Origin of the sequence: Marinifilum sp. N1E240, from assembly GCF_009295825.1 — a bacterium.
GTDB classification, from domain to species: Bacteria; Bacteroidota; Bacteroidia; order Bacteroidales; family Marinifilaceae; genus Marinifilum_A; species Marinifilum_A sediminis.
The window spans coordinates 142325-163302 of the sequence record NZ_WHKF01000007.1 but is presented as its reverse complement, the minus strand read 5'-3'; the positions used below and the strand labels follow the sequence as shown (position 1 = coordinate 163302).

Genomic DNA, 20978 nt, shown 5'->3' with positions numbered 1-20978 from the left:
CTTATGAAATTCACAAAATCATTTCTGGCATGCCTACTTGTTCTTCTTGTTTTATCATGTCAAAGTCAAAAAAATGAGTCTGCTAAACCTTTTGAACAAGCCATTGAATTAACAAATGATTTTATTGCTAAAAATAAAATCCCAGGATTAGCTATAACCGTTTCGGTAAAAGGTAAGAATGTATTCTCCAAAGGATTTGGTTATGGAAATTTGGAATCTCAATCCAAGGTTAATCCTGCTACCACCAAGTTTAGAATAGGAAGTATCTCAAAACCTGTAAGTGCCGATGCACTCATTCAATTGTGGGATGAAAATAAATTACAACTTGATTCTTCCATTCAGTTTTATTTGCCTGATTTCCCTAAAAAACAAGCAAAAATCACCAGTAGAATGGTAGCTGGTCACCTGGCAGGAATTCGCCATTACAATGGCAATGAGTTTTTAAGTGCCAAACACTACGATAATATCGATGATGCTTTAGAGATATTCGAAAATGATCCTCTTATCTCCTATCCAGGAGAAGAATATCACTATTCAAGTTACGGATGGAATTTGTTGAGTAGAATAGTTGAAAAAGCTTCGGGTGAAGAGTTTCTTTCCTATATGCAACATCATGTGTTCGATCCATTAAAAATGCACAATACAACTGCCGATCATACCGATAGCATCATTACCAATAGAACCGGTTTCTATCAAAGAACAAAAGACAATAAAATTATAAATGGACCATTTGTTGACAATAGTATTAAATGGGCTGGTGGTGGCTTTTTATCTACATCGGAAGATATCATGCGCTTTGCAAAAGCTCACAGCAAAGTTGGATATCTAAGTCAAAAGCAGATTGATGAATTAACACGTCCTCAGCAAACCTTAGATGGAACAAAGACAGAATATGGCATTGGTTGGGCAAGCGGAACAGATAGACAAGGTCATTATTTCTATGGACACTCTGGTGGTTCAATAGGTGCAACTACACACATGATTATTTATCCAAAAGAGGAGATTTGTGTAGTGGTGTTAACCAATCTTTCGAACGTTCGATTCAATAGCTTTAGTCATGATATTGCCAATCTGTTCATGGATTAGACAAGATTTGCAGCAAATTCTCGTTTATTTGCATGATAATTGATTCCTAATCTTAAATTCACCCCATATGAATAAAGAGATTCTACTAATTGAAGATGATTTGAGTTTGCAAAAAATCGTTACTGACTATTTGAATTCTTCAGGCTTTAAATGTATTTGCACCTCCACAATATCAGAAGCAAAACAGCTTTTCGATAAAAAGTTTTATCCCATCGTCTTACTGGACTTGGGCTTACCCGATGGTGATGGATTGGATTGCATTCCTTTTATCAAATCCATTTGGGATCAAACCGGCGTAATTATTATCTCTGCACGCGATAAACTGGAAGATCGTGTAGATGGATTGAATTTAGGAGCAGATGATTATTTGGTGAAACCATTCCACTTGTCTGAACTAAATGCCAGAATTCATGCGTTATTGCGACGCAATAGCCCAAACGACAATTGTAATTTGCAATTCGAAGACATATCAATTGATACATTAAATAATTCGATTAGCATATCGGGGACACAAGTAGAATTTAGTCGTAAAGAGTATGATTTATTGCTTTATTTCTTCGAAAATAAAAACAGGGTACTCACCAAAGAAAGTTTATTCGAACATGTTTGGGGAGAGAATTCTGTATTCATGGACAATTCAGATTTTATTTATACCAATATCAATCGTCTGAGAAAAAAAATAAAGAAACATACTGGTGATAATTACATCAAAACTGTTCACGGCTTTGGCTACAAATTAGAAATTCATTAAACAATGAAATTACTTTCCAAAATTAACAGAACCTATTTCAAGTATGGACTACTGGTATTCTTAGTAGCTGATGTTGTGATTATTCTAATGAGTAATTTTATTTTAAAGGATGAATTAGATCAACAGTTAAAATTGGAAGCTGAGGTTATTGCTAAAACCTTACAAAATAAGGGCGAATTTCACAGTATTTATCCAACCGATATCGCTGAAGAAATTTCTTCTTCTGAATTGGGAAAGAATTCAACAAAGGATACCTTGATTTATGAAGCAAATCACGATGAATTAGTTCCCTATAGAGAATTCAAATTGTACAAATCAATTAATGGCAAAAACTATAGAATTATTACTCGTTTAATGTTAATGGAGCTCGATGATATCTTTTCTCTTTTTACAGTATTAATTTCTACAGTATTGGGATTAATCTTTCTATTAGTTCTCCTGTTCACACATAAAATGAATTCCATGCTTTGGGGCACTTTCAATAAAAATGTGGAATTATTAAAGCAATATTCTTTCAGTTTAGAGCATAAACTGCAATTAAATCAAACAGGAATAAAAGAATTCGATGATCTTAACCTGGTAATTTCAAAAATGTCTGATCGGTTGGAAAAGGACTATCTGGCATCAAAAGAATTCTCAGCAAATGCCGCACATGAATTGCAAACTCCGCTCTCCATTATTAGAAATAAATGTGAAGATTTATTTTCCTATACAGAATTAGACAAAAAAGTAATCGACTCTATTCGAGAAATATATGTTTCAACAGATAGACTTTCTGGAATAACCAAAGCCCTTCTTTTACTCGCTAAAATCGATCACGGACAATTCAATGAAAACGAAGAAATTATCTTGAATCAATTTATAAAATCAAAAATAGATTCTTTTGATGAGATTCTCGAGGATAAAAAATTGATAATCAACTTTCAATCGACAGGCAACTGTATCATTCACATGGATAAAAGACTTGTTAACCTTTGGATTCAAAATATCATTGTTAATGCCATAAAATATTCTCCCGATGGAAAAGAAATTGGTATTAACCTTAATAACAATTCGTTATCAGTCTCAAATTTTGGAGAAAAAGCAATTCAACATCCAGAACAAATTTTTAATCGCTTTTACAAAGAGTCTGAACAAGTTGATTCCTCAGGAATTGGCTTGGCATTAGTTAAAAAAATAGCCGATCATTATAAGATTAAATCCGAATATGTTTTTGAAGAAGACAAACATAAGTTCAATTTCAAATTACCTAACTGAATTTATACTTGAGTAGATCTTAGGTTTTTTATTCTTTATTAAAAGACAATAATCTTATTCATTTCAAACTATTGAAAAGACAAATATCTCCAACATCAAATTGATAAAATCGCAATATGAAACTTATTACTAAAATCAATAAAAACTATTTTAGATATGGTTTGTACGTATTTCTAATTGCCGATTTAATCATCATTTCACTTATTTCTCATATCGCAAAATTAGATACAGATAAAGAATTAAAATATGGTGCTATGGAGGTGAGTAATATTATTAAAAATCATGGTCATTTCCCTGAAATTCCACCATCATATTCTGTTAACATTATAGGTATTCACAAAAATATTCCAGGTATTTTTAAAGATACAATCATGTTTGATCCAGAAGATCAAACCATGGATCTATTTAGAGAATACAAATTTTCCACTAAGATTGATGGTACAAATTACCTTATTGTACATCGCCACCTTGCTGAAAGTTTTTGGGAACTATTTGTCGATATAACTCCTATTATTAGTTTTTTTCTTGGTAGCATATTTTTGGTAATGCTATATTATAACAAGTACATGAGTGAAAGTCTTTGGAAAGATTTCAAAAACAATCTGACTACACTTAAGAACTACTCTCTTACTTCAAAAAATAAATTACAACTTATTCATACTAACATTGATGAATTTGATGATTTAAACCAAGTTTTGGTAAAAATGTCTGATCGTGTGGGAAAGGATTATCAAGCATCTAAAGAGTTTTCAGCAAATGCTGCTCATGAATTGCAAACCCCATTAGCTATAATCCGAAATAAATGTGAGGCTCTATTCTCAAAAAATGATTTGTCTGAAGATACGATACAATCCATCCGCGAAATTTTCGTCTCAACTGATCGATTATCGGGTATTACCAAAGCACTTCTACTTCTCGCTAAAATTGATCATGGTCAGTTCGACGACAATGAAAAAATTTGTATAAAAAAAGTATTCTCTGAAAAACTTAAATTCTATCAGGAAGTTATTGAAGACAAAGAACTAAAGGTAAATCTCATTGTAAATAAAGACTGTTCTTTCTTTATGGATAAACGGCTTGCTACTCTTTGGATCCAAAATGTTTTAATCAATGCCATCAAGCATTCTCCAAAACAAAAGCAAATGGATATCATTCTAAATGAACAGGAATTATCCATCAGTAATTTTGGAGAACAGGCAATCAGTAATCCAGAACTAATTTTCAACCGATTTTATAAAGAAAGTGATGGTACTGGATCTACAGGAATTGGTTTAGCCATTGTAAAAAAGATTACCGACCATTACCATATGGATATCCACTACTCTTTTAAGAATTTTAAACACACTTTCACATTTCAACTCCCGGTTTGTTAGATTTTTGTTAGATCTGTTTTAGTCCTTTGTTTCATGTTTTTAGTAGGAACAGAGTATTTAACAGACTACCCCATGTACAAGTCGAAAATAGAATTTGAGTTAACGATTATTGTCCCTGTATTTAATGAAGAGGACAACCTGGAAAGAGTAAGAAAGGAATTTCTAACGTATTTTAAAGAATCTAAATACGAATCAAAAGTTCTTTTTGTAAACGATGGCTCTACAGATCAAAGTCAGTATTTGATCGAGGATTTTTGTCAAAGATCAGATCGATTCTCATTTCTTCAATTGCACAAAAATTTAGGTTTAAGCGCTGCCATAAAAGCAGGAATCGATAGTATTGACACACCATTTGTAGGATACATTGATTCTGATTTGCAAACCACTCCTTTCGACTTTGATTTTCTTATGGAGTTCCGTCACGATTATGCACTGGTAACAGGTTATCGTGAAAATAGAAAAGATAGTTTTGTCAAAAACATGAGTTCGACCCTAGCCAATGGCTTTCGCCGATTCATGACCAAAGACAAAGCCATTGATACGGGCTGTCCTCTTAAGATTTTACAAACCAAATATGCCAAGCGAATTCCTTTTTTCACGGGTATGCACCGCTTTATTCCTGCTCTTATTTTGTTGCAAAATGGTGAAATGAAACAAATTCCTGTTCGTCATTATCCAAGAATTGCCGGTGAAGCCAAGTACCATCTTTTCAATAGAATGATTGGTCCATTCAAGGATTGCTTTGCCTACAGATGGATGAAAAAACGATACATCAATTACGAAATTCAAAATCAGGGATAATGGAAAATTTCCATATTTATGCCATTGGTTTTCTTGCGCAAGCACTATTCTCAGCCCGATTACTGGTACAATGGATTAAATCTGAAAAAGCAGGCTTATCCTTATCTCCAGCTATTTTTTGGCAACTGAGTATTCTCGCTTCCTGGCTACTTTTTGTATATGGATTACTTCGAGATGATTTTGCAATTATTCTTGGACAAATCATTGCCTACTCTATTTACATTAGAAACCTGCAATTGCAAAATCAATGGAAAAAACTTCCAGTGATTACAAGGATTATAGCACTTGCCACTCCTTTTGTAGCAATCCTATTGATGTCGTCAAATTGGGATCTTCATTACCAGAAGTTATTCAACAACACAGATATCCCGATTGCATTAATGATATGGGGTATAATCGGTCAGGTGACATTTACTTTTCGATTTGTATATCAATGGATTTATTCCGAAAAGAAAGGGCAATCATGTTTACCCATTGGCTTTTGGATCATCAGTATTCTTGGTTCTATTATGATTCTTTCCTATGCCATTTACAGAATAGACCCGGTATTATTTATCGGACAAGGTTTTGGAATTGTAGTTTATGCCCGAAATATATCACTAATCAGACATTCCAACTTGAATCTTAAAGCATAAATCATCATGAAGTTAAATCACTTATTCGAAGGAAATTCAAAAATCCATTTGTTATTGCTTTTCGTTCTTTGCTACATCACATTTTTTCTCTTCAATGAGAGCTTTTTTGTAAATATTATGGAAGCCAGGAACTTTGTAACTGCGCGAGAAATGATTGAAAAAGGAAATTGGCTGGTTCCTAGCATGAATGGTGAATTAAGATTGGCAAAGCCACCGTTTCCAACCTGGATAACTGCTATGTTCGGTTCTTATTTTGGAATGACTGATTTGGCAATGCTTCGCTTTCCTGCTGGCATTATGGGATGCCTATTAGTTTTATTCATGTATCAATTTAGCATGGATCTTACTGGTAAAAAGAGCCAGGCATTCACCAATAGTTTGATATTAACATCGAGTTTTTATGTATTATATATGAGTAGAACAGGCACCTGGGATATTTATTGTCACAGTTTTATGCTTGGTGCCATCTGGATCTTATTCAATGCCCTGCAAAATTATAAATGTAAACGTATGGGTAAGTTTTCGTTTGCAGGAGTACTGTTAGGATTATCCTTTCTGAGTAAAGGTCCGGTGGCATTTTTTGCTCTTCTCATTCCCTTTTTTATTGCCTATTATTGGATTTACAAAAGCAAAAGCTTAATCCAAAACTGGAAGCCACTGCTCTTGTGTGTACTCATATTTGCAATTATCAGCTTTTGGTGGCCAGTTTACATTTCTGTTGCTCACGCCGATTCTGCAGCTGCTGTTGCAAAATTGGAATCCGGTTCATGGATGAATCGTCATGTTCGTCCCTTTTATTACTACTGGAACTTTCCAATTCAAACAGGAATATGGACTGTTTTAATTTTTTCGGCTTTGCTGTTTCCAATCATCAAGAAAAATCTCAGGAATAAAAAAGAATACCTATTTGCATTGATTTGGACATTGAGCTCAGTGGTTCTGCTCTCTTTAATTCCTGAGAAAAAAGACAGATACCTTCTACCTGTTTTAATTCCATCCGCAATTTTAGCTGGACAACTGATCCAACATTTGTATGAAGTATTCTCTGAAAAGAAAAACAAGACTTCTGATCTCTGGATATTTGGAATCAATGTATGGACTCTTACCATTATTGCATTTGCTTTACCTATGGTCGTATTTCATGTTTTCTTTAATGAAAATCAATTGTCAATTACTGAATTTACCCTGTTTACAATTAGTTCTGAATTGCTGTTTGTGTTATTCTTATTGACTTGGATCAATAAAAATGTAAGACAATTCCTAATTAACTCTGTGCTATTAATGTGCATTCCCATTGTATTTCTTATTCCAAATTTAAAAGGTTTTCTAAATCAAAATCCTGATTTTAAAAACCTCTCCGAGATTAATAATTATACGCAATACAAGGAACTAAACTATTATAGTATTGGAAAGCCTGGTTTTAGGATAGAATTGGTTTATGAGGCAGGAAAAGAGGTCAAAGAGTGGGATTTTGAAAGCAATATTTACATTCCTCAGGAAGAACCATTCGTTGTCTTTTCGACAAAACCAGTAACTGATTTATTATCCAATGATCAGTTGAAATCAATTAATTTCAAAACTATTGATCATTTCGATTACAACAGATATCACCAAGGGAAAAAAAGAAATAAACCTCACTTTCAAAAATATGCTACGCTAATAACTCCCATCAAAGTCTTGTCAGAAAGTGATTCAATCATCAAACAATCATTACTTACACAGAAGTCAAAATGAAAAGTTCGTACAATCATTCAAAAAGTATCCTGGTAACAGGATGTGCCGGATTTATAGGTTCTCACCTGTGTGAAAAGCTTCTAAAACTTGGCTATCAAGTTGTAGGTGTCGATAATTTTGATCCCTTCTATTCCATTGAGTTAAAAATGGAAAATATGGAAGGTTTTAAGAGGAATAAAGCTTTTAGATTCTACCAATTGGATCTATGCCAAAGCGGAACTTTAAACATGATTATTGAAGACATATCACTAATCGTTCATTTGGCTGGTAAAGCTGGTGTAAGACCTTCCATTGAAGATCCACAAGGATACATCGATAGTAACATTACCGCAACTCGCAATGTGTTGGATTTTATGAGAACCAAAAATATCAAAAAACTTGCATTTGCCTCCTCCTCATCGGTATATGGTAACAATAAAACAGTTCCTTTCACCGAAGAACAAAATGTTGATAATGTAATTTCTCCTTACGCATTTTCGAAAAAATCTTGCGAAGTTTTGAATCACAGCTATCATCACCTTTACCAATTGGATATCATCAACATGAGGTTTTTTACCGTTTTTGGTCCACGTCAGCGTCCCGATTTAGCAATTCACAAGTTCATGAAATTAATGAGTAATTCCGAATCCATTCCTGTTTTTGGAGATGGTACAAGTGCTCGTGATTACACCTATGTTGATGATACCGTTGAAGGTATTGTGAACTGCTGCGATTACCTTTTCAATCATTCACAAGTTTTTGAAACCATCAACCTTGGAAATAGTTATCCCATCAACCTGAATAATATGATAGCAACCATTGCAAAAAAATCAGGAATCTGTCCAAATATTAATCGCTTGCCAATGCAAGCCGGAGATGTGAATCAAACTTATGCAGATATTACAAAAGCCAAGAATCTTATTGGATATGCTCCTACAGTTGCGTTTGAAGATGGTATCGAAACCTTTGTAAAATGGTTTCTTCAAAAAAAATCTATTCTTACCGTAGCCTAGTTTAATCAATGAGATTTAAAATCAGACAAATAGCATTTCTTTGTATACTTCTTTTCTGTTCGGTTATTGGCGAAAAGATAATTCCACACAGTCATAAGGAAATAGAAGGAATTGTTATCCCTGATTTTTCAACACTTCCTGATTCAACTTCTAATAGTAATGATGGAAATAAAGGAGAAAGTATTCATGCCAATCTTTACCTGATTTCTGAAGGAAATACTCTAAGTTCCTCTATTGTTCCTGAATTGGGAATACTTTGGTCGAATGTGACCAAACAAAGTGTACCTAACACTCTGGTCACTACATTTTTTATTCGTAATAAAACGGCTAGTTTATTCCTTTGTATTATTCGTAATTATTCCTCAAAATCACCACCTATTAATAATTAAATACATCAAGTTTAACACGTTCTAAGGAACGAAAACTCATTATTTAATTATTAAAAAAAGAACATGATTAATAAATTATATCGATCCAAACGATATCCTCTTGTATTTCAAATTCTGGCTCTTACTGTTTTTATCTTTCTGATTATTCGAGGTATTGACGTTACAGCTGACAATGGAGATCTTGCCAAATATTTACGAAATACAAATTTATCCAATTTAATTGTCTGGTCGTATTGGTGGCCGCTGATCGTTTTAACTGCAGTATTTTTTGGCAGACATTGGTGCAGTATCTGCCCTATTGAATTACTTATTGCAATTACAAGCCGCATTGGCTTAAAAATAAAAGTTCCTCAATTCATTAAATCAGGATGGATGATTACCATTCTATATGCTTTGATAGCAATTGTAGCCATCCATACCTGGGGAATTCATCGCTACCCGAATCGAATGGCTTTCTATCTACTTTTCTTAATGGGCTTAGCTGTTCTTCTAGCTTTAGTTTTTGAGAAAAGAGCATTCTGTTCCTACTTCTGCCCAGTTGGGAAGCTTTTGGGTTTGTATTCTCTACTTTCCAGATTTGGCTTAAGAGTTAAAAATCAAGACACATGCAATACATGTAAAACCAAGGATTGTATTGATAAAGCCAATCATTACAAATTAATTGGAAAATCGTGTACTTCGAATTTGTACCCGGCTTGTATTTCTGATAACAGAACTTGTATTCTATGTACTCAATGCGTAAAATCTTGTACAAAGGATAACATCAGCTTAAAAAACATTCCAAATTCCTATCTAAAATTTGATTCTCGTCAGTTAACCTGGTCTGAAATTGGAATGCTAATGATATTGCTTGGCTTTGTTTGTTATGAAATACTTTCAAGTTGGAAGATAAGTGATTCTATCATCCGTTCCATTCCGGTCTACCTAGAAAAACTCTTAGCCATAAAGAATATTCCTAATGGATTCTTCGAAGCAATTGTACTCTTCATACTTGTTCCATTTTTGTTTCTTTTGATAACATCAGGTATACTTAAATTGTTAGGAAATCAATCCTGGAAATATTATTTGCAAAAAATTGCAATACACCTTCTGCCATTGGTAGCTTTTGGTCATGTTTTTAAAGCACTCCTAAAAACAAGTTCCAGAATTCCTTATTGGAAATATGCCATTGAAAAGCCCGATGGCATGTATTATGCAACTCGCCTTCTAAACAAAGAAATTATTCTTAATCCAATATCGTGGTTGAATGTTTTAGTAATCGCACTAGGTGTTGGTGGACTTTGTTATGCTAGTTGGCTTTCATATCAAAAACTAAACTCCAATGATTCAAACAAATGGTTTTTTTATCTTTTGATCATATTCCATTTCATATTATTATCATTTGGTCCTATCACATCTATAATCTTATAAATAAAACACTTAAAAGCTCATTGCAATTTTCTTAAAGCTGAGCTTTTAAGTTTTTTTAATATTCTTTCACAAGCCAATTAAGCGCTTGTTAGATTTTTGTTAGAAATGAACTCTTTTTTTGAATCACATTTCAAATCCCACAATTCAAAAAATATGAAGTTCAGTAACATCCTACGCAGTCGCTATGGCGGACTGGTTATATTCAGTTTTATTTTTCTAGCCTTATCCTTTCTGGTAAGGACTATTTTATTGATTCAAGATTTTCAGAATGTAGATTTAAATCTCATTCGATTCTTTCAAATTTATTCATTTGGGCTTTTCTACGATTTGGTAGCAATCTCCTATTTTATCATTCCTTTTGTATTCTATCTACTAGTTGTTCCTGATAAAATTTTTAATTCCAAAATCCACCGCTGGATATCATACGCTTTCTTTATTATAAGTATAGGAATATTAGTATTCTCAGGTATTGGTGAGTGGTTTTTCTGGGAAGAATTCAGCGTTCGGTACAATTTTATTGCTGTTGATTACCTGGTTTATACACATGAAGTGATTTCAAACATTAAGGAATCGTATCCTATGCCAATTATCATTATGGGTATGCTTCTTCTCTCAGGAGGAATATTTGCTCTTGTGAAACAGCATTTCGATAAAACCATAAATTCAGAGTCGCGATTTGTATCCCGATTTACAATTAGTTTGGTTCTTTGGGCATTCCCAATTTTGGCATTCTTAACCATCGATAAAACTTCAGCTGAAATACAAGACAATACCTATTCCAATGAATTGGCTCACAATGGAATTTATCAAATTTTCTCTGCATTCCGCAATAACGAGTTAGATTATAAAGCCTTTTATCATTCTATAGATGACAAACAAGCGTTTACCAATTTACGAAGACTACTTAAAACATCGAATAGTGAATTTATCAGCGATGATATTTTCGATGTAAGAAGAGAAATCAGCTATTCTGGGGAGGATAAAAAATACAATGTAATGATGATTACCGTTGAAAGTTTAAGCGGCTCATTCTTTACCAAATTTGGAGGTCAGCATAACATTACTCCCAATATGGATACCATCGCAGAACACTCCTTATTCTTCACCAATTTCTATGCAACCGGAACAAGAACTGTTCGTGGTATGGAAGCTTTAACTCTTTCTTTACCTCCAACACCAGGATATTCTATTGTGAAACGTCCTAACAATGAAAACATGTTTACGCTTGGTAATATCTTAAAATCGAAAGGTTACGATACCAATTTTATATATGCAGGTAATGGCTATTTTGACAACATGAATTACTTTTTTGGAAACAGTGGTTATAATATTGTTGATAAAAAGAATTTTGAGAAGGATGAAATCACTTTCGAAAATGCCTGGGGAGTTTGCGATGAAGATTTGTTTGCCAAAGCAACACAAGTCGCTGATAAAGCCTATTCAGAAGGTAAACCATTCCACAATTTTATCATGACTACTTCCAATCATCGCCCTTATACCTATCCTAACGGAAAAATCAATATTCCTTCTCATTCAGGTAGAAAAGGCGCTGTGAAATACACAGATTTTGCCATTGCAAAATTTCTTCGTGAAGCAAAAAAACACGAATGGTTCGATAATACACTTTTTGTAATTGTTGCGGATCATTGTGCTTCTAGCGCTGGAAAAACATCACTGCCAGTTAAAAAATATCACATTCCTTTTATGATATACGCTCCAGGAATAATTAAAGCCAAAGAAAATAATTCATTGTGTTCCCAAATTGATTTTGCTCCTACTATTCTGGGATTATTGAATATGGATTACACATCGAAATTCTTTGGGAAAGATATTCTTCTAGAGGATCCTAACAGAGCTCTAATTGGAACCTATCAAAAAATAGGATTGTTAAAAGAGAATAAACTAACAGTTCAACTGCCAACAAAACGTACAGAAGCTTATCGTGTAAATAACATGAAACAAGAAGCTTCTGAAATTGATAAAGTAGAACTTTACGACGCAATTACCTACTATCAAACAGCGAGTTATTTATTCCATCATAAAGGATATAATTTTGCTCAATAATTAAATTTTCAGGAGTATTTTATACAAGTAATACTCCTGATTTTTTTAACTTCTACTTGCAATGGATACAACATACAAAACACTCATTATCATCAATCCTGTTTCTGGAACTGGCAGACAAAAACAGATCAAACATCTATTCAAAAGATATCTGAATGAAAAGAAATTTAATGCGGATTACATTCGCACTGAATATGCCGGACATGGCTATGCATTGGCAAAAGATGCTATTAAAAAAGGATATGAAGCGGTAATTGCCGTTGGAGGAGATGGAACTATAAATGAGATTTCGAAAGCACTAGTCTTTTCTCCTGTTGCATTAGCTGTAATCCCATGTGGATCGGGAAATGGCTTAGCTAGGCATCTTGGAATTCCTATGAATCCTATAAAGGCAATTCAATGGATTAATAAAGCTAACATCCAGAAAGTGGATACAATATCGGCAAACGAGTATCGATTTGTGAATGTTGGTGGAATTGGTTTCGATGCGAAAATTTCTCACGAATTTGAAAAGATGAATTCCCGAGGATTGAGCACTTATATAAAAGCGACGTTAAAATGTTTCAGAACTTTCAAAACACAACGATTTGAGCTTAAAAACAATAATATCTCTAGTATTGAGGAAGGTATGATGCTTAGTTTTTGTAACTCCTCACAATTTGGCAACAATGCATACATTGCTCCAAATGCAAAAATTGATGATGGAAAACTGAATCTTTGTCTTCTTAAAAAGCCAAAGTGGTATCAAATTCCTGCTTTGGCAATTGCTGTTTTTTCGAAACGAATAAATTCTTCATCACTTTTTAAAGAAATAATTGTAGATGAAATTAACATCTATCAAAATTCTAAACTAGGACATGTTGATGGTGAACCAGTAATTTTTGGCAATACCATTAAACTGAAGTTAGATCCGAAAAGTTTAAACATTTTCTCTCAGTCTAAGACATAAAAAAAGAGCTCCAGAGGAGCTCTTTTCTCTTATAATAATTTCTTTACATCATCTTCAATATTCTCAGGAGTTATATTTGGTTCAATTCGTTGAACTACTTTACCCTCTCTATCAATCAGAAATTTTGTGAAATTCCATTTCACACCATCACCTTTATAGATTTCAGGAAATTTGGTACTTAAAAAGCCTTTGAATTTCTGTCCTGACTCTGAATCATCGAAACCCAAAAATGGTTTTTGGCTGGTTAGCATTTTATAAAGTGGATGAGCATTTTCACCTCTTACCTCAATTTTATCGAACATTGGGAAGCTTACACCATAATTTTTCTCACAAAATGCTGCAATTTCTTTAGCTGTACCTGGCTCCTGCTCTAAAAACTGATTGCTTGGAAAACCCAAAATTACAAGTCCCTGATCTTTGTATTTCTTATACATGGCTTCCAAACCTTCGTACTGAGGTGTTAAACCGCATTTACTAGCAGTATTAACCACTAAGACTACTTTTCCCTTATACTTATTCAAATCAACTTCATCACCTGTTAGAGAAGCCATTTTAAAGCCGTACAAGTTCTCAGAAGAACATTTCTTTTTAGAACAGCATTCCTTTTTGCATTCTTTCTTTTTCTCGTTTTGAGCCTGAACTTGTACAGACATAAAGCCCATTGCAAGTAACATTATTAAAGCTAGTTTTTTCATCTTATTGATTTTTCAATTATTATCGCGTGCGATACAAATTTAAAACAATAAGTCAGATCAGCAAGAAATAAAGACTTAATTATCTGTTAAATGTGAGATGATGCAAAATTAAATCATGGCTGATTTTACCTCTTTAGCAAGCCATTCCGGTGTAATATCTACCATACACTGCTGATAAATATTCATCTTACACTTTCCTGAGCCATCCTTAGAACAAGGTCTACACTTCATATCTACTTCCAAAGTTTTAATTTGATCTCCAGTTGTAAACCCAAAAGCGGTTGGTCCCATTAAGGATAATGCCTTTACATTAAATTTATCGGCAGCGTGTAAAAATCCTGTATCTCCAGAAATCACCAAATTCGATTTTTGAGTCAGATAACAGGATTCCAACAAATTGGTTTTTCCTGCTAAGTTTAAGATTTTTTCAGGTGCTTCCTTTTCAATTTCACTACAAAAGACATCATCAGGGCCCGCTAAAATCATAAAATTATAATCAGGAAGTAGGCTCACCAATTTTTGCCAATGCGATACGGGCCAACGTTTCATAATCCAAGCAGCAGATGGAACCAAAGTCACCAATTTAGATTTATCTCCCTTTAAACTGGAGAATACATTGGCATCCATTTTCTCTTTCAATTCTTCTGGAAAAAACCAATTGGTATTCACTTTCGAATAATCATCAATTCCCCATTTTTCCATAGGTTTTCTAAAAGAGCGCATTCCCTTAAAAGGCATTGGAAATCGATCGATTCTAAACTTAAAAAGCAATATTCTTTTGATTCGATCTTTACTTCTCATGGTAAATTTTGGTCCGATTCCAAACCAACGTTTCCATCGGGGAACCAACACCGTTTTTAAAACTATTGATCGAATATTTGAATGTGCATCGTATACAAAATCGAATTTCTCAGCCTTTAGTTGCTTAGCTTGTGCTAATAAACCTTTAAATCCCTTTTTACGATCAAATCCCCATACTTTATGAATACGTTGATCCATAGCCAGAAATGAAGACATATCCTTCCTTGCAATCCAATGAATTTCAGCATCAGGATAATGATTCAATATACCATCAACTACTGTCATGCATTGAATGATATCACCAATGGAACTGAATCGTATTATTAAGAATTTTTTAGGCATTTTATTTCGATCTATATATTGGAAATTATTCAACTCTCTTTGAATTATAAAAATTGATATGGCAAATTTAGAAAAATCAATTTGTATGCAAAAAGAAACCCCGGATGATCTATCCGGGGCTTAAAATATATTAGTTAAAACTAATTGTCTGCTAATACTGAGATTACATTTTTCTTACATTCAACAACACCTCCGTTGACTTCAAAAAAAACATCATCTCCTTCTACAGGTCTTAATTTAATTGTTCCTTTTTCTAAAGTAGAAACAATTGGAGCGTGATTTTTCAGTATTTCGAAAGATCCATCTTTACCTGGGAGTTGTACCAAAACAACTTCTCCTGAATAAAGGCTTTTTTCCGGTGTTACTATTTCTAAATGCATATTAATGTTTACTATTTAATGACTAATGCGCCATCACATTTTTCATTAATAATTAATAATTGGTTTTAAGCTTCAGCCTCAGCTAAAAGTTTCTCACCTTTCTCAATAGCCTCTTCAATGGTACCAACAAGGTTAAAGGCAGCTTCAGGATATTTATCCACTTCACCATCCATAATCATGTTAAATCCTTTGATCGTATCTTCAATTGACACCAAACATCCTGTTAATCCGGTAAACTGTTCTGCTACATGGAATGGCTGTGACAAGAATCTCTGAACACGACGAGCACGGTGTACAACCAACTTGTCTTCCTCAGAAAGTTCTTCCATACCCAAAATTGCAATGATATCCTGCAATTCTTTGTAACGCTGAAGAATCTCTTTCACATTTTGTGCACATGTATAGTGAGCTTCACCTACTACATCCGGAGTCAAAATACGAGAAGTTGAATCCAATGGATCTACCGCAGGATAAATTCCCAACTCAGCAATCTTACGATTCAATACCGTAGTTGCATCCAAGTGAGCAAATGTTGTTGCTGGCGCAGGGTCTGTCAAGTCATCAGCAGGTACATAAACCGCCTGTACTGATGTAATAGAACCACGTTTAGTTGAAGTAATACGCTCTTGCATGACACCCATCTCTGTTGAAAGAGTTGGCTGGTAACCTACCGCTGATGGCATACGACCCAATAGCGCCGATACCTCAGAACCTGCCTGCGTAAAACGGAAAATATTATCTACGAAGAAAAGAATATCGCGACCACCTGATTTTTCATCACCGTCACGTAAACTTTCTGCTACTGTTAATCCTGATAATGCTACACGAGCACGTGCTCCTGGTGGTTCATTCATCTGACCGAAAACAAGAGATACCTGTGATTTATCCAAAGCATCTTTATCCACTTTAGAAAGATCCCAACCACCTTTTTCCATGTCTTCTTCAAATTCGTCACCATAACGAATTACTTTCGATTCAATCATCTCACGAAGCAAATCGTTACCCTCACGAGTACGTTCACCTACACCGGCAAATACTGAAAGACCATCCTGACCAATTGCAATATTGTTGATCAACTCCTGAATCAGTACTGTTTTACCTACACCGGCACCACCGAACAAACCAATCTTACCACCTTTTGCATAAGGCTCGATCAGGTCGATAACTTTAATACCTGTGAAAAATACTTCCGATTCAGTACTTAACTGATCAAATGCCGGTGGTGTTCTGTGAATAGGATATCCACCTTCTTTATCAACTGGTCCAATTCCGTCGATAGTTTCACCTACTACGTTAAGAAGTCTACCCTTGATTTTATCTCCGGCTGGCATAACGATAGGAGATCCGGTTGAAATTACATCCATCCCGCGGCGTAATCCATCGGTCGAGTCCATTGCAATAGCACGAACTGTGTTCTCTCCAATGTGCTGTTGACACTCAACAACAATATTACTATCACCTTCTCTTACGACTTCTAATGAATCGTAAATCTCAGGAAGTTTAGAACCTTCCTTCTCAAAACTTACATCGATTACAGGTCCAATAACCTGTACAATTTTGCCTGTATTTTGTGACATTTACATTAATTTTTTGGATCATTAATATAGCGTGAAGACAAATTTAAAATTTTTTGCCAATAAAGGAGTATCATATCCTAAATTTTAACATTCTTAAACGGATCTATTTACCAATCGCTTAACAAGAGTGTACAATTCCTTTTTCTTTTCGGCAGGTACATTCACTTTATCGAGATATTCCAAACAAAGAGAAAAGTACTCGTCAATTCTCTGTTGAGAGAAATCACGAACATTCAATTTTTCGTAAATAGCCTTAACTTTTTCAATCTTTTCTTCAGGATTAAAATTCTCCAATTCAATCCAGGAATTTAATTCTTCTTTAGTCTCTCCTGTTGCTGTCTCGAATGCTTTAATCAATAAAAAGGTTTTCTTATTTGATAAGATATCGCCACCAATTTTCTTTCCAAAAACAGCTTCCTCTCCAAAAACATCCAACAAATCGTCTTGCAATTGAAAAGCCATCCCTAAATTCACTCCAAAATGATACAATAGATCTGAATCTTTCGAATCTGCATCACCCATTACTGCACCCATTTTTAAGCTACCACCTAATAATACCGCAGTTTTTAAACGAATCATCTCCAAATATTCCTCAACCTTCACATCTTTTCGTTCCTCAAATTCCATATCGAACTGCTGACCTTCACAAACCTCTAATGCTGTTTGATTAAAAACGGTCAACACATCACGTAAGTGTCTATCTTCGCAACTTACAATGTATTGATAGGCTTTAATAGACATCGCATCACCAGAAAGAATGGCAACGTTACTATTCCAATGTTCGTGAACGGTTGGCTTGTTACGACGAATAGGAGCATTGTCCATTACATCGTCGTGCAATAAAGTAAAGTTGTGAAAAACCTCTATTCCGATTGCTGGCAAACAAACTTTTGACAGATCTTCTTTGAATAAGTTAGCACTTAATAGTACCAAAATTGGACGAAGTCGTTTCCCTCCAATTCCCAGAATATATTTCATGGGTTCGAAAAGACCTTCGGGTGGTGTAGCAAACTCCAATCCATCAATTTCTTTTTGAACGATTTCCTGAAGCTCTTTAAAACTATGCATGTTAAAATTCAGTTTAGTGTGCATCTAATTTTCAGCTCACTAAAATATAAAAAATTAGTTCACTGCTGTTTCTTTTTCGTCTTTGTTTTCGAATGTTGCAATTCTAAGATCATCCAATTCGATATCTTCCTCTTCATCGAAAATCTGCAACAATGGTTCTTTAAACGAACGGTTGGTAATTAATTTCTCTAGTGTAAGCAATAATGATGGCAACAAGACCAAATTTGAAAGCATAGCCGACAATAAGGTTAATGAAACCAGAACTCCCAATGAAACCGTTCCTCCAAACTCTGATAATGCAAAAATGCTGAAACCAAAGAACAAGATGATAGAAGTGTACATCATACTCTGCCCTGTTTCGCGAAGTGCCAATACTACCGAAGAACGAATACTCCAATTGGTAGCTTTTAGCTCCTGACGATATTTTGCCAGATAATGAATCGTATCATCAACGGAAATACCAAAGGCAATACTAAAAACCAAAATCGTTGACGCTTTGATAGGAATACCAAAAAATCCCATAAGAGCAGCCGTAACAACCAATGGTAACAGGTTAGGAATTAAAGCTACCACAACCATTCTCTTTGAAGAAAACATCCAAGCCATAAACGAGGCTATTAAGAAAATTGCTAAAGCTAAACTCAAAAACAGGTTCTTTATCAGATATTTTGTTCCTTTAAAAAAGATGATGCTTGATCCAGTCACCTGAACATTGTATTTGTTATCTGGAAAAATATCATGAACATGTCCCAAAATTTTCTGCTCCATCTCCGCCATACGAGTTGTACCAATATCCTTCATTCTAAAACTCATACGAGTTAAACTTTGAGTGGAATCCACAAAGGTCTCCAATACTTTTGAATCTTCACCCGTATCGGCTTTAGCCAAATACGAAAGGATAATATTTTGAGTTTGACTACTTGGTAACTTATAGTATTTTTCTTTCCCGTTAAAATAGGCTTGGTTGGCAAATTTTGCAGCTTCAACAACCGATACCGAGGATGATATTTCCGGATAAGCTCTTAATGAATCGTTTAATTTATTTAGGCGCTTTAGAGTAGATGATTTTAAAACAGCAGCTTTCTTCTTGGTTTCAATCATTACCTCTAATGGCATGATTCCATCCATATTTTTTTCGAAAAACTTCAAATCCTGAAAGATCACATTGTCATGAGGCAGATCGTCCACCATATAACCAGTGCTTTTTATTTTACTGATACCAAAACCTCCTAAAACCAATAAAGTAATTGCAACGGCATAAACCAAACTACGATGATTCAATACGATTTTTTCCAATCGTCCTACAAACCATACAGTAAGTTTGTTATCCAAGTGCTTAGTAGCCTTATCATCAGGTGGATTTAAGAAACTAAAAATAATAGGAATTAAAAGCAAGGAAAGCATAAAAACAACCATGATGTTTAATGCTGCAATCACTCCAAATTCTTTCAATATCTGACTGGAAGTCACAATAAAAGTTGCAAAACCTGATGCGGTAGTCAAATTGGTCAGGAAAGTTGCATTTCCAATTTTAGCTACCACTCTCTGCAGTGCTTTTATCTTATTGTTATGACGAATATATTCACCATGATACTTATTTATTAGAAATACCGAGTTTGGAATTCCGATTACAACTAACAATGGCGGTAACATTGCAGTAAGCAAAGTTATTTTGTAGTCGAATAAAACCATGGATCCTACAGCCCATATCACACTTAATCCGACAACAAGCATGCAAAAGAAAACCACTTTAAACGATCGAAAGAACATGAAAAGAATAATTGCCGTAACCAACAATGACAAATAAATAAACATATTCATCTCGCCCTTAATCATTTGGGCAGTCACCACACGAATGTACGGCAAACCAGAATATTTCATATCCAAACTGTGCTTGGCTGTAAACTTATCGGTGATTTCCCGAACTTTAGCAACCATCGGCTCACGAGCCTTCGAATTGATGATTTTGGAATTTACCGTAATTGCCATCAAGAAGGTATTGGTCTCTTTATTGATTAAAGAACCATGATAAAACGGTAAAGATTCCGCTATTTTAGCTAAGCTATCTAACTGTTTTTGTGAGTCGAGATGATTGGGAAAAATAGGTTCAAACTCGAATCGCTTCAATTTTTTATTCTTATTGATATTCCAGGTGTGTGCTAAGGAAACTACTGCATCAATACCATCTAATGCATGTAGACTATCTCCTAGTGCAATCCAATCGTTGAACTTTTCAAGTTCATAGAAATCGGGATCTTGCACTGCGAAGAACATCACATTTCCTTCCTGACCGAATGTACTCTTGAATTTTTCATACTCAACAGAGGCTGGATCATCATCGGGAAGAAGTGCTGCATACTGATATGACATCTCCACAAATTGTGCCTTATACGCCATGAAAGAAGTAACCAGCCCAATTATCACTAAAAGTAATATTCTATTCCTAAGAATTAATCCTGCAATTCTATTCCACATATTCTAGTATCCTGCTAAGTAGGTATGATTTTAAATTAGATTTCGGCGAAAATACGACTTAATATCATCTTTTCAAAAGATGTAAGTTACACCTAACTATTCTTCAATATCAATTTTTAAGCCAATGAATTAAAAATACGGAAAAAGCACCAAATGATCTGACTTTTAAGAAATTAATTCCTAATCCACAAATTTCTTC

18 protein-coding genes are annotated in these 20978 nt (G+C 34.4%); 12 read left to right on the top strand and 6 right to left on the bottom strand.

Going from position 1 to position 20978, the window contains the following annotated elements:
* Nucleotides 1-3 precede the first annotated feature (3 nt).
* From GCQ56_RS16415 to GCQ56_RS16360, 12 genes are all read left to right on the top strand, one after another.
* Complete coding sequence (locus GCQ56_RS16415; protein WP_193323817.1) at nucleotides 4-1086, top strand: serine hydrolase; 1083 nt, start codon at nucleotides 4-6, stop codon at nucleotides 1084-1086.
* Nucleotides 1087-1153: 67 nt separating this feature from the next.
* A complete protein-coding gene (locus GCQ56_RS16410; RefSeq protein WP_152735620.1) occupies nucleotides 1154-1837 on the top strand; it encodes a response regulator transcription factor in 684 nt (227 codons plus the stop codon).
* Nucleotides 1838-1840: 3 nt separating this feature from the next.
* Entirely contained in the window at nucleotides 1841-3094 is a 1254-nt protein-coding gene (locus tag GCQ56_RS16405; RefSeq protein ID WP_152735619.1) for a HAMP domain-containing sensor histidine kinase, read from the top strand.
* A gap of 116 nt (nucleotides 3095-3210) precedes the next feature.
* The gene (locus GCQ56_RS16400) at nucleotides 3211-4467 is read left to right on the top strand and encodes a HAMP domain-containing sensor histidine kinase (RefSeq protein ID WP_152735618.1); all 1257 of its coding nucleotides are present in this window, start codon (nucleotides 3211-3213) and stop codon (nucleotides 4465-4467) included.
* Nucleotides 4468-4539: 72 nt separating this feature from the next.
* Entirely contained in the window at nucleotides 4540-5268 is a 729-nt protein-coding gene (locus tag GCQ56_RS16395) for a glycosyltransferase (protein ID WP_152735617.1), read from the top strand.
* Nucleotides 5268-5903 (top strand): lipid-A-disaccharide synthase N-terminal domain-containing protein, encoded by a 636-nt coding sequence (locus GCQ56_RS16390; protein WP_152735616.1) that lies wholly within the window; start codon nucleotides 5268-5270, stop codon nucleotides 5901-5903. The genes GCQ56_RS16395 and GCQ56_RS16390 overlap by 1 nt, the downstream gene beginning before the upstream one ends.
* A 6-nt stretch (nucleotides 5904-5909) precedes the next feature.
* Nucleotides 5910-7637 carry a glycosyltransferase family 39 protein gene (locus GCQ56_RS16385; RefSeq protein WP_152735615.1) on the top strand — a complete coding sequence of 576 codons (1728 nt, stop codon included), beginning with the start codon at nucleotides 5910-5912 and terminating at the stop codon, nucleotides 7635-7637.
* Nucleotides 7634-8629: a GDP-mannose 4,6-dehydratase gene (locus GCQ56_RS16380; RefSeq protein WP_152735614.1), complete on the top strand. Its 996-nt coding sequence runs from the start codon at nucleotides 7634-7636 to the stop codon at nucleotides 8627-8629. Before GCQ56_RS16385 ends, GCQ56_RS16380 begins: the two co-directional genes overlap by 4 nt.
* A gap of 8 nt (nucleotides 8630-8637) precedes the next feature.
* Nucleotides 8638-9018, top strand: a complete 381-nt coding sequence (locus tag GCQ56_RS16375) for a hypothetical protein (protein WP_152735613.1) — start codon at nucleotides 8638-8640, stop codon at nucleotides 9016-9018.
* A 63-nt stretch (nucleotides 9019-9081) separates the two neighbouring features.
* The gene (locus tag GCQ56_RS16370; protein ID WP_152735612.1) at nucleotides 9082-10428 is read left to right on the top strand and encodes a 4Fe-4S binding protein; all 1347 of its coding nucleotides are present in this window, start codon (nucleotides 9082-9084) and stop codon (nucleotides 10426-10428) included.
* Nucleotides 10429-10581: 153 nt separating this feature from the next.
* On the top strand, nucleotides 10582-12492 hold the full coding sequence (locus GCQ56_RS16365) for an LTA synthase family protein (RefSeq protein WP_152735611.1): 1911 nt from the start codon (nucleotides 10582-10584) through the stop codon (nucleotides 12490-12492).
* 61 nt (nucleotides 12493-12553) lie between these two features.
* Nucleotides 12554-13441, top strand: coding sequence for a diacylglycerol kinase family protein (locus GCQ56_RS16360; protein WP_152735610.1), 888 nt, complete (start codon nucleotides 12554-12556; stop codon nucleotides 13439-13441).
* Nucleotides 13442-13470: 29 nt separating this feature from the next.
* Here GCQ56_RS16360 and GCQ56_RS16355 read toward each other — a convergent pair whose 3' ends face one another.
* The 6 genes from GCQ56_RS16355 to GCQ56_RS16330 form a co-directional block, all read right to left on the bottom strand.
* Nucleotides 13471-14136 carry a glutathione peroxidase gene (locus GCQ56_RS16355; RefSeq protein WP_255473233.1) on the bottom strand — a complete coding sequence of 222 codons (666 nt, stop codon included), beginning with the start codon at nucleotides 14134-14136 and terminating at the stop codon, nucleotides 13471-13473.
* Between the two features lie 108 nt (nucleotides 14137-14244).
* Entirely contained in the window at nucleotides 14245-15279 is a 1035-nt protein-coding gene (locus GCQ56_RS16350; RefSeq protein ID WP_152735609.1) for a glycosyltransferase family 9 protein, read from the bottom strand.
* Between the two features lie 140 nt (nucleotides 15280-15419).
* Complete coding sequence (gene atpC / locus GCQ56_RS16345) at nucleotides 15420-15659, bottom strand: ATP synthase F1 subunit epsilon (protein WP_152735608.1); 240 nt, start codon at nucleotides 15657-15659, stop codon at nucleotides 15420-15422.
* A gap of 65 nt (nucleotides 15660-15724) precedes the next feature.
* On the bottom strand, nucleotides 15725-17236 hold the full coding sequence (gene atpD, locus GCQ56_RS16340; RefSeq protein WP_152735607.1) for a F0F1 ATP synthase subunit beta: 1512 nt from the start codon (nucleotides 17234-17236) through the stop codon (nucleotides 15725-15727).
* Nucleotides 17237-17329: 93 nt separating this feature from the next.
* Nucleotides 17330-18304: a polyprenyl synthetase family protein gene (locus GCQ56_RS16335; protein WP_152735606.1), complete on the bottom strand. Its 975-nt coding sequence runs from the start codon at nucleotides 18302-18304 to the stop codon at nucleotides 17330-17332.
* A gap of 54 nt (nucleotides 18305-18358) precedes the next feature.
* A complete protein-coding gene (locus GCQ56_RS16330; RefSeq protein WP_152735605.1) occupies nucleotides 18359-20779 on the bottom strand; it encodes an RND family transporter in 2421 nt (806 codons plus the stop codon).
* Nucleotides 20780-20978: the final 199 nt, after the last annotated feature.

Bases quoted from the DNA above. Each gene is read 5' to 3' on its own strand.
- GCQ56_RS16415 (WP_193323817.1), top strand. From the start codon at position 4: ATGAAATTCACAAAATCATTTCTGGCATGCCTACTTGTTCTTCTTGTT.
- GCQ56_RS16410 (WP_152735620.1), top strand. From the start codon at position 1,154: ATGAATAAAGAGATTCTACTAATTGAAGATGATTTGAGTTTGCAAAAA.
- GCQ56_RS16405 (WP_152735619.1), top strand. From the start codon at position 1,841: ATGAAATTACTTTCCAAAATTAACAGAACCTATTTCAAGTATGGACTA.
- GCQ56_RS16400 (WP_152735618.1), top strand. From the start codon at position 3,211: ATGAAACTTATTACTAAAATCAATAAAAACTATTTTAGATATGGTTTG.
- GCQ56_RS16395 (WP_152735617.1), top strand. From the start codon at position 4,540: ATGTACAAGTCGAAAATAGAATTTGAGTTAACGATTATTGTCCCTGTA.
- GCQ56_RS16390 (WP_152735616.1), top strand. From the start codon at position 5,268: ATGGAAAATTTCCATATTTATGCCATTGGTTTTCTTGCGCAAGCACTA.
- GCQ56_RS16385 (WP_152735615.1), top strand. From the start codon at position 5,910: ATGAAGTTAAATCACTTATTCGAAGGAAATTCAAAAATCCATTTGTTA.
- GCQ56_RS16380 (WP_152735614.1), top strand. From the start codon at position 7,634: ATGAAAAGTTCGTACAATCATTCAAAAAGTATCCTGGTAACAGGATGT.
- GCQ56_RS16375 (WP_152735613.1), top strand. From the start codon at position 8,638: ATGAGATTTAAAATCAGACAAATAGCATTTCTTTGTATACTTCTTTTC.
- GCQ56_RS16370 (WP_152735612.1), top strand. From the start codon at position 9,082: ATGATTAATAAATTATATCGATCCAAACGATATCCTCTTGTATTTCAA.
- GCQ56_RS16365 (WP_152735611.1), top strand. From the start codon at position 10,582: ATGAAGTTCAGTAACATCCTACGCAGTCGCTATGGCGGACTGGTTATA.
- GCQ56_RS16360 (WP_152735610.1), top strand. From the start codon at position 12,554: ATGGATACAACATACAAAACACTCATTATCATCAATCCTGTTTCTGGA.
- GCQ56_RS16355 (WP_255473233.1), bottom strand. From the start codon at position 14,136: ATGAAAAAACTAGCTTTAATAATGTTACTTGCAATGGGCTTTATGTCT.
- GCQ56_RS16350 (WP_152735609.1), bottom strand. From the start codon at position 15,279: ATGCCTAAAAAATTCTTAATAATACGATTCAGTTCCATTGGTGATATC.
- atpC (WP_152735608.1), bottom strand. From the start codon at position 15,659: ATGCATTTAGAAATAGTAACACCGGAAAAAAGCCTTTATTCAGGAGAA.
- atpD (WP_152735607.1), bottom strand. From the start codon at position 17,236: ATGTCACAAAATACAGGCAAAATTGTACAGGTTATTGGACCTGTAATC.
- GCQ56_RS16335 (WP_152735606.1), bottom strand. From the start codon at position 18,304: ATGCATAGTTTTAAAGAGCTTCAGGAAATCGTTCAAAAAGAAATTGAT.
- GCQ56_RS16330 (WP_152735605.1), bottom strand. From the start codon at position 20,779: ATGTGGAATAGAATTGCAGGATTAATTCTTAGGAATAGAATATTACTT.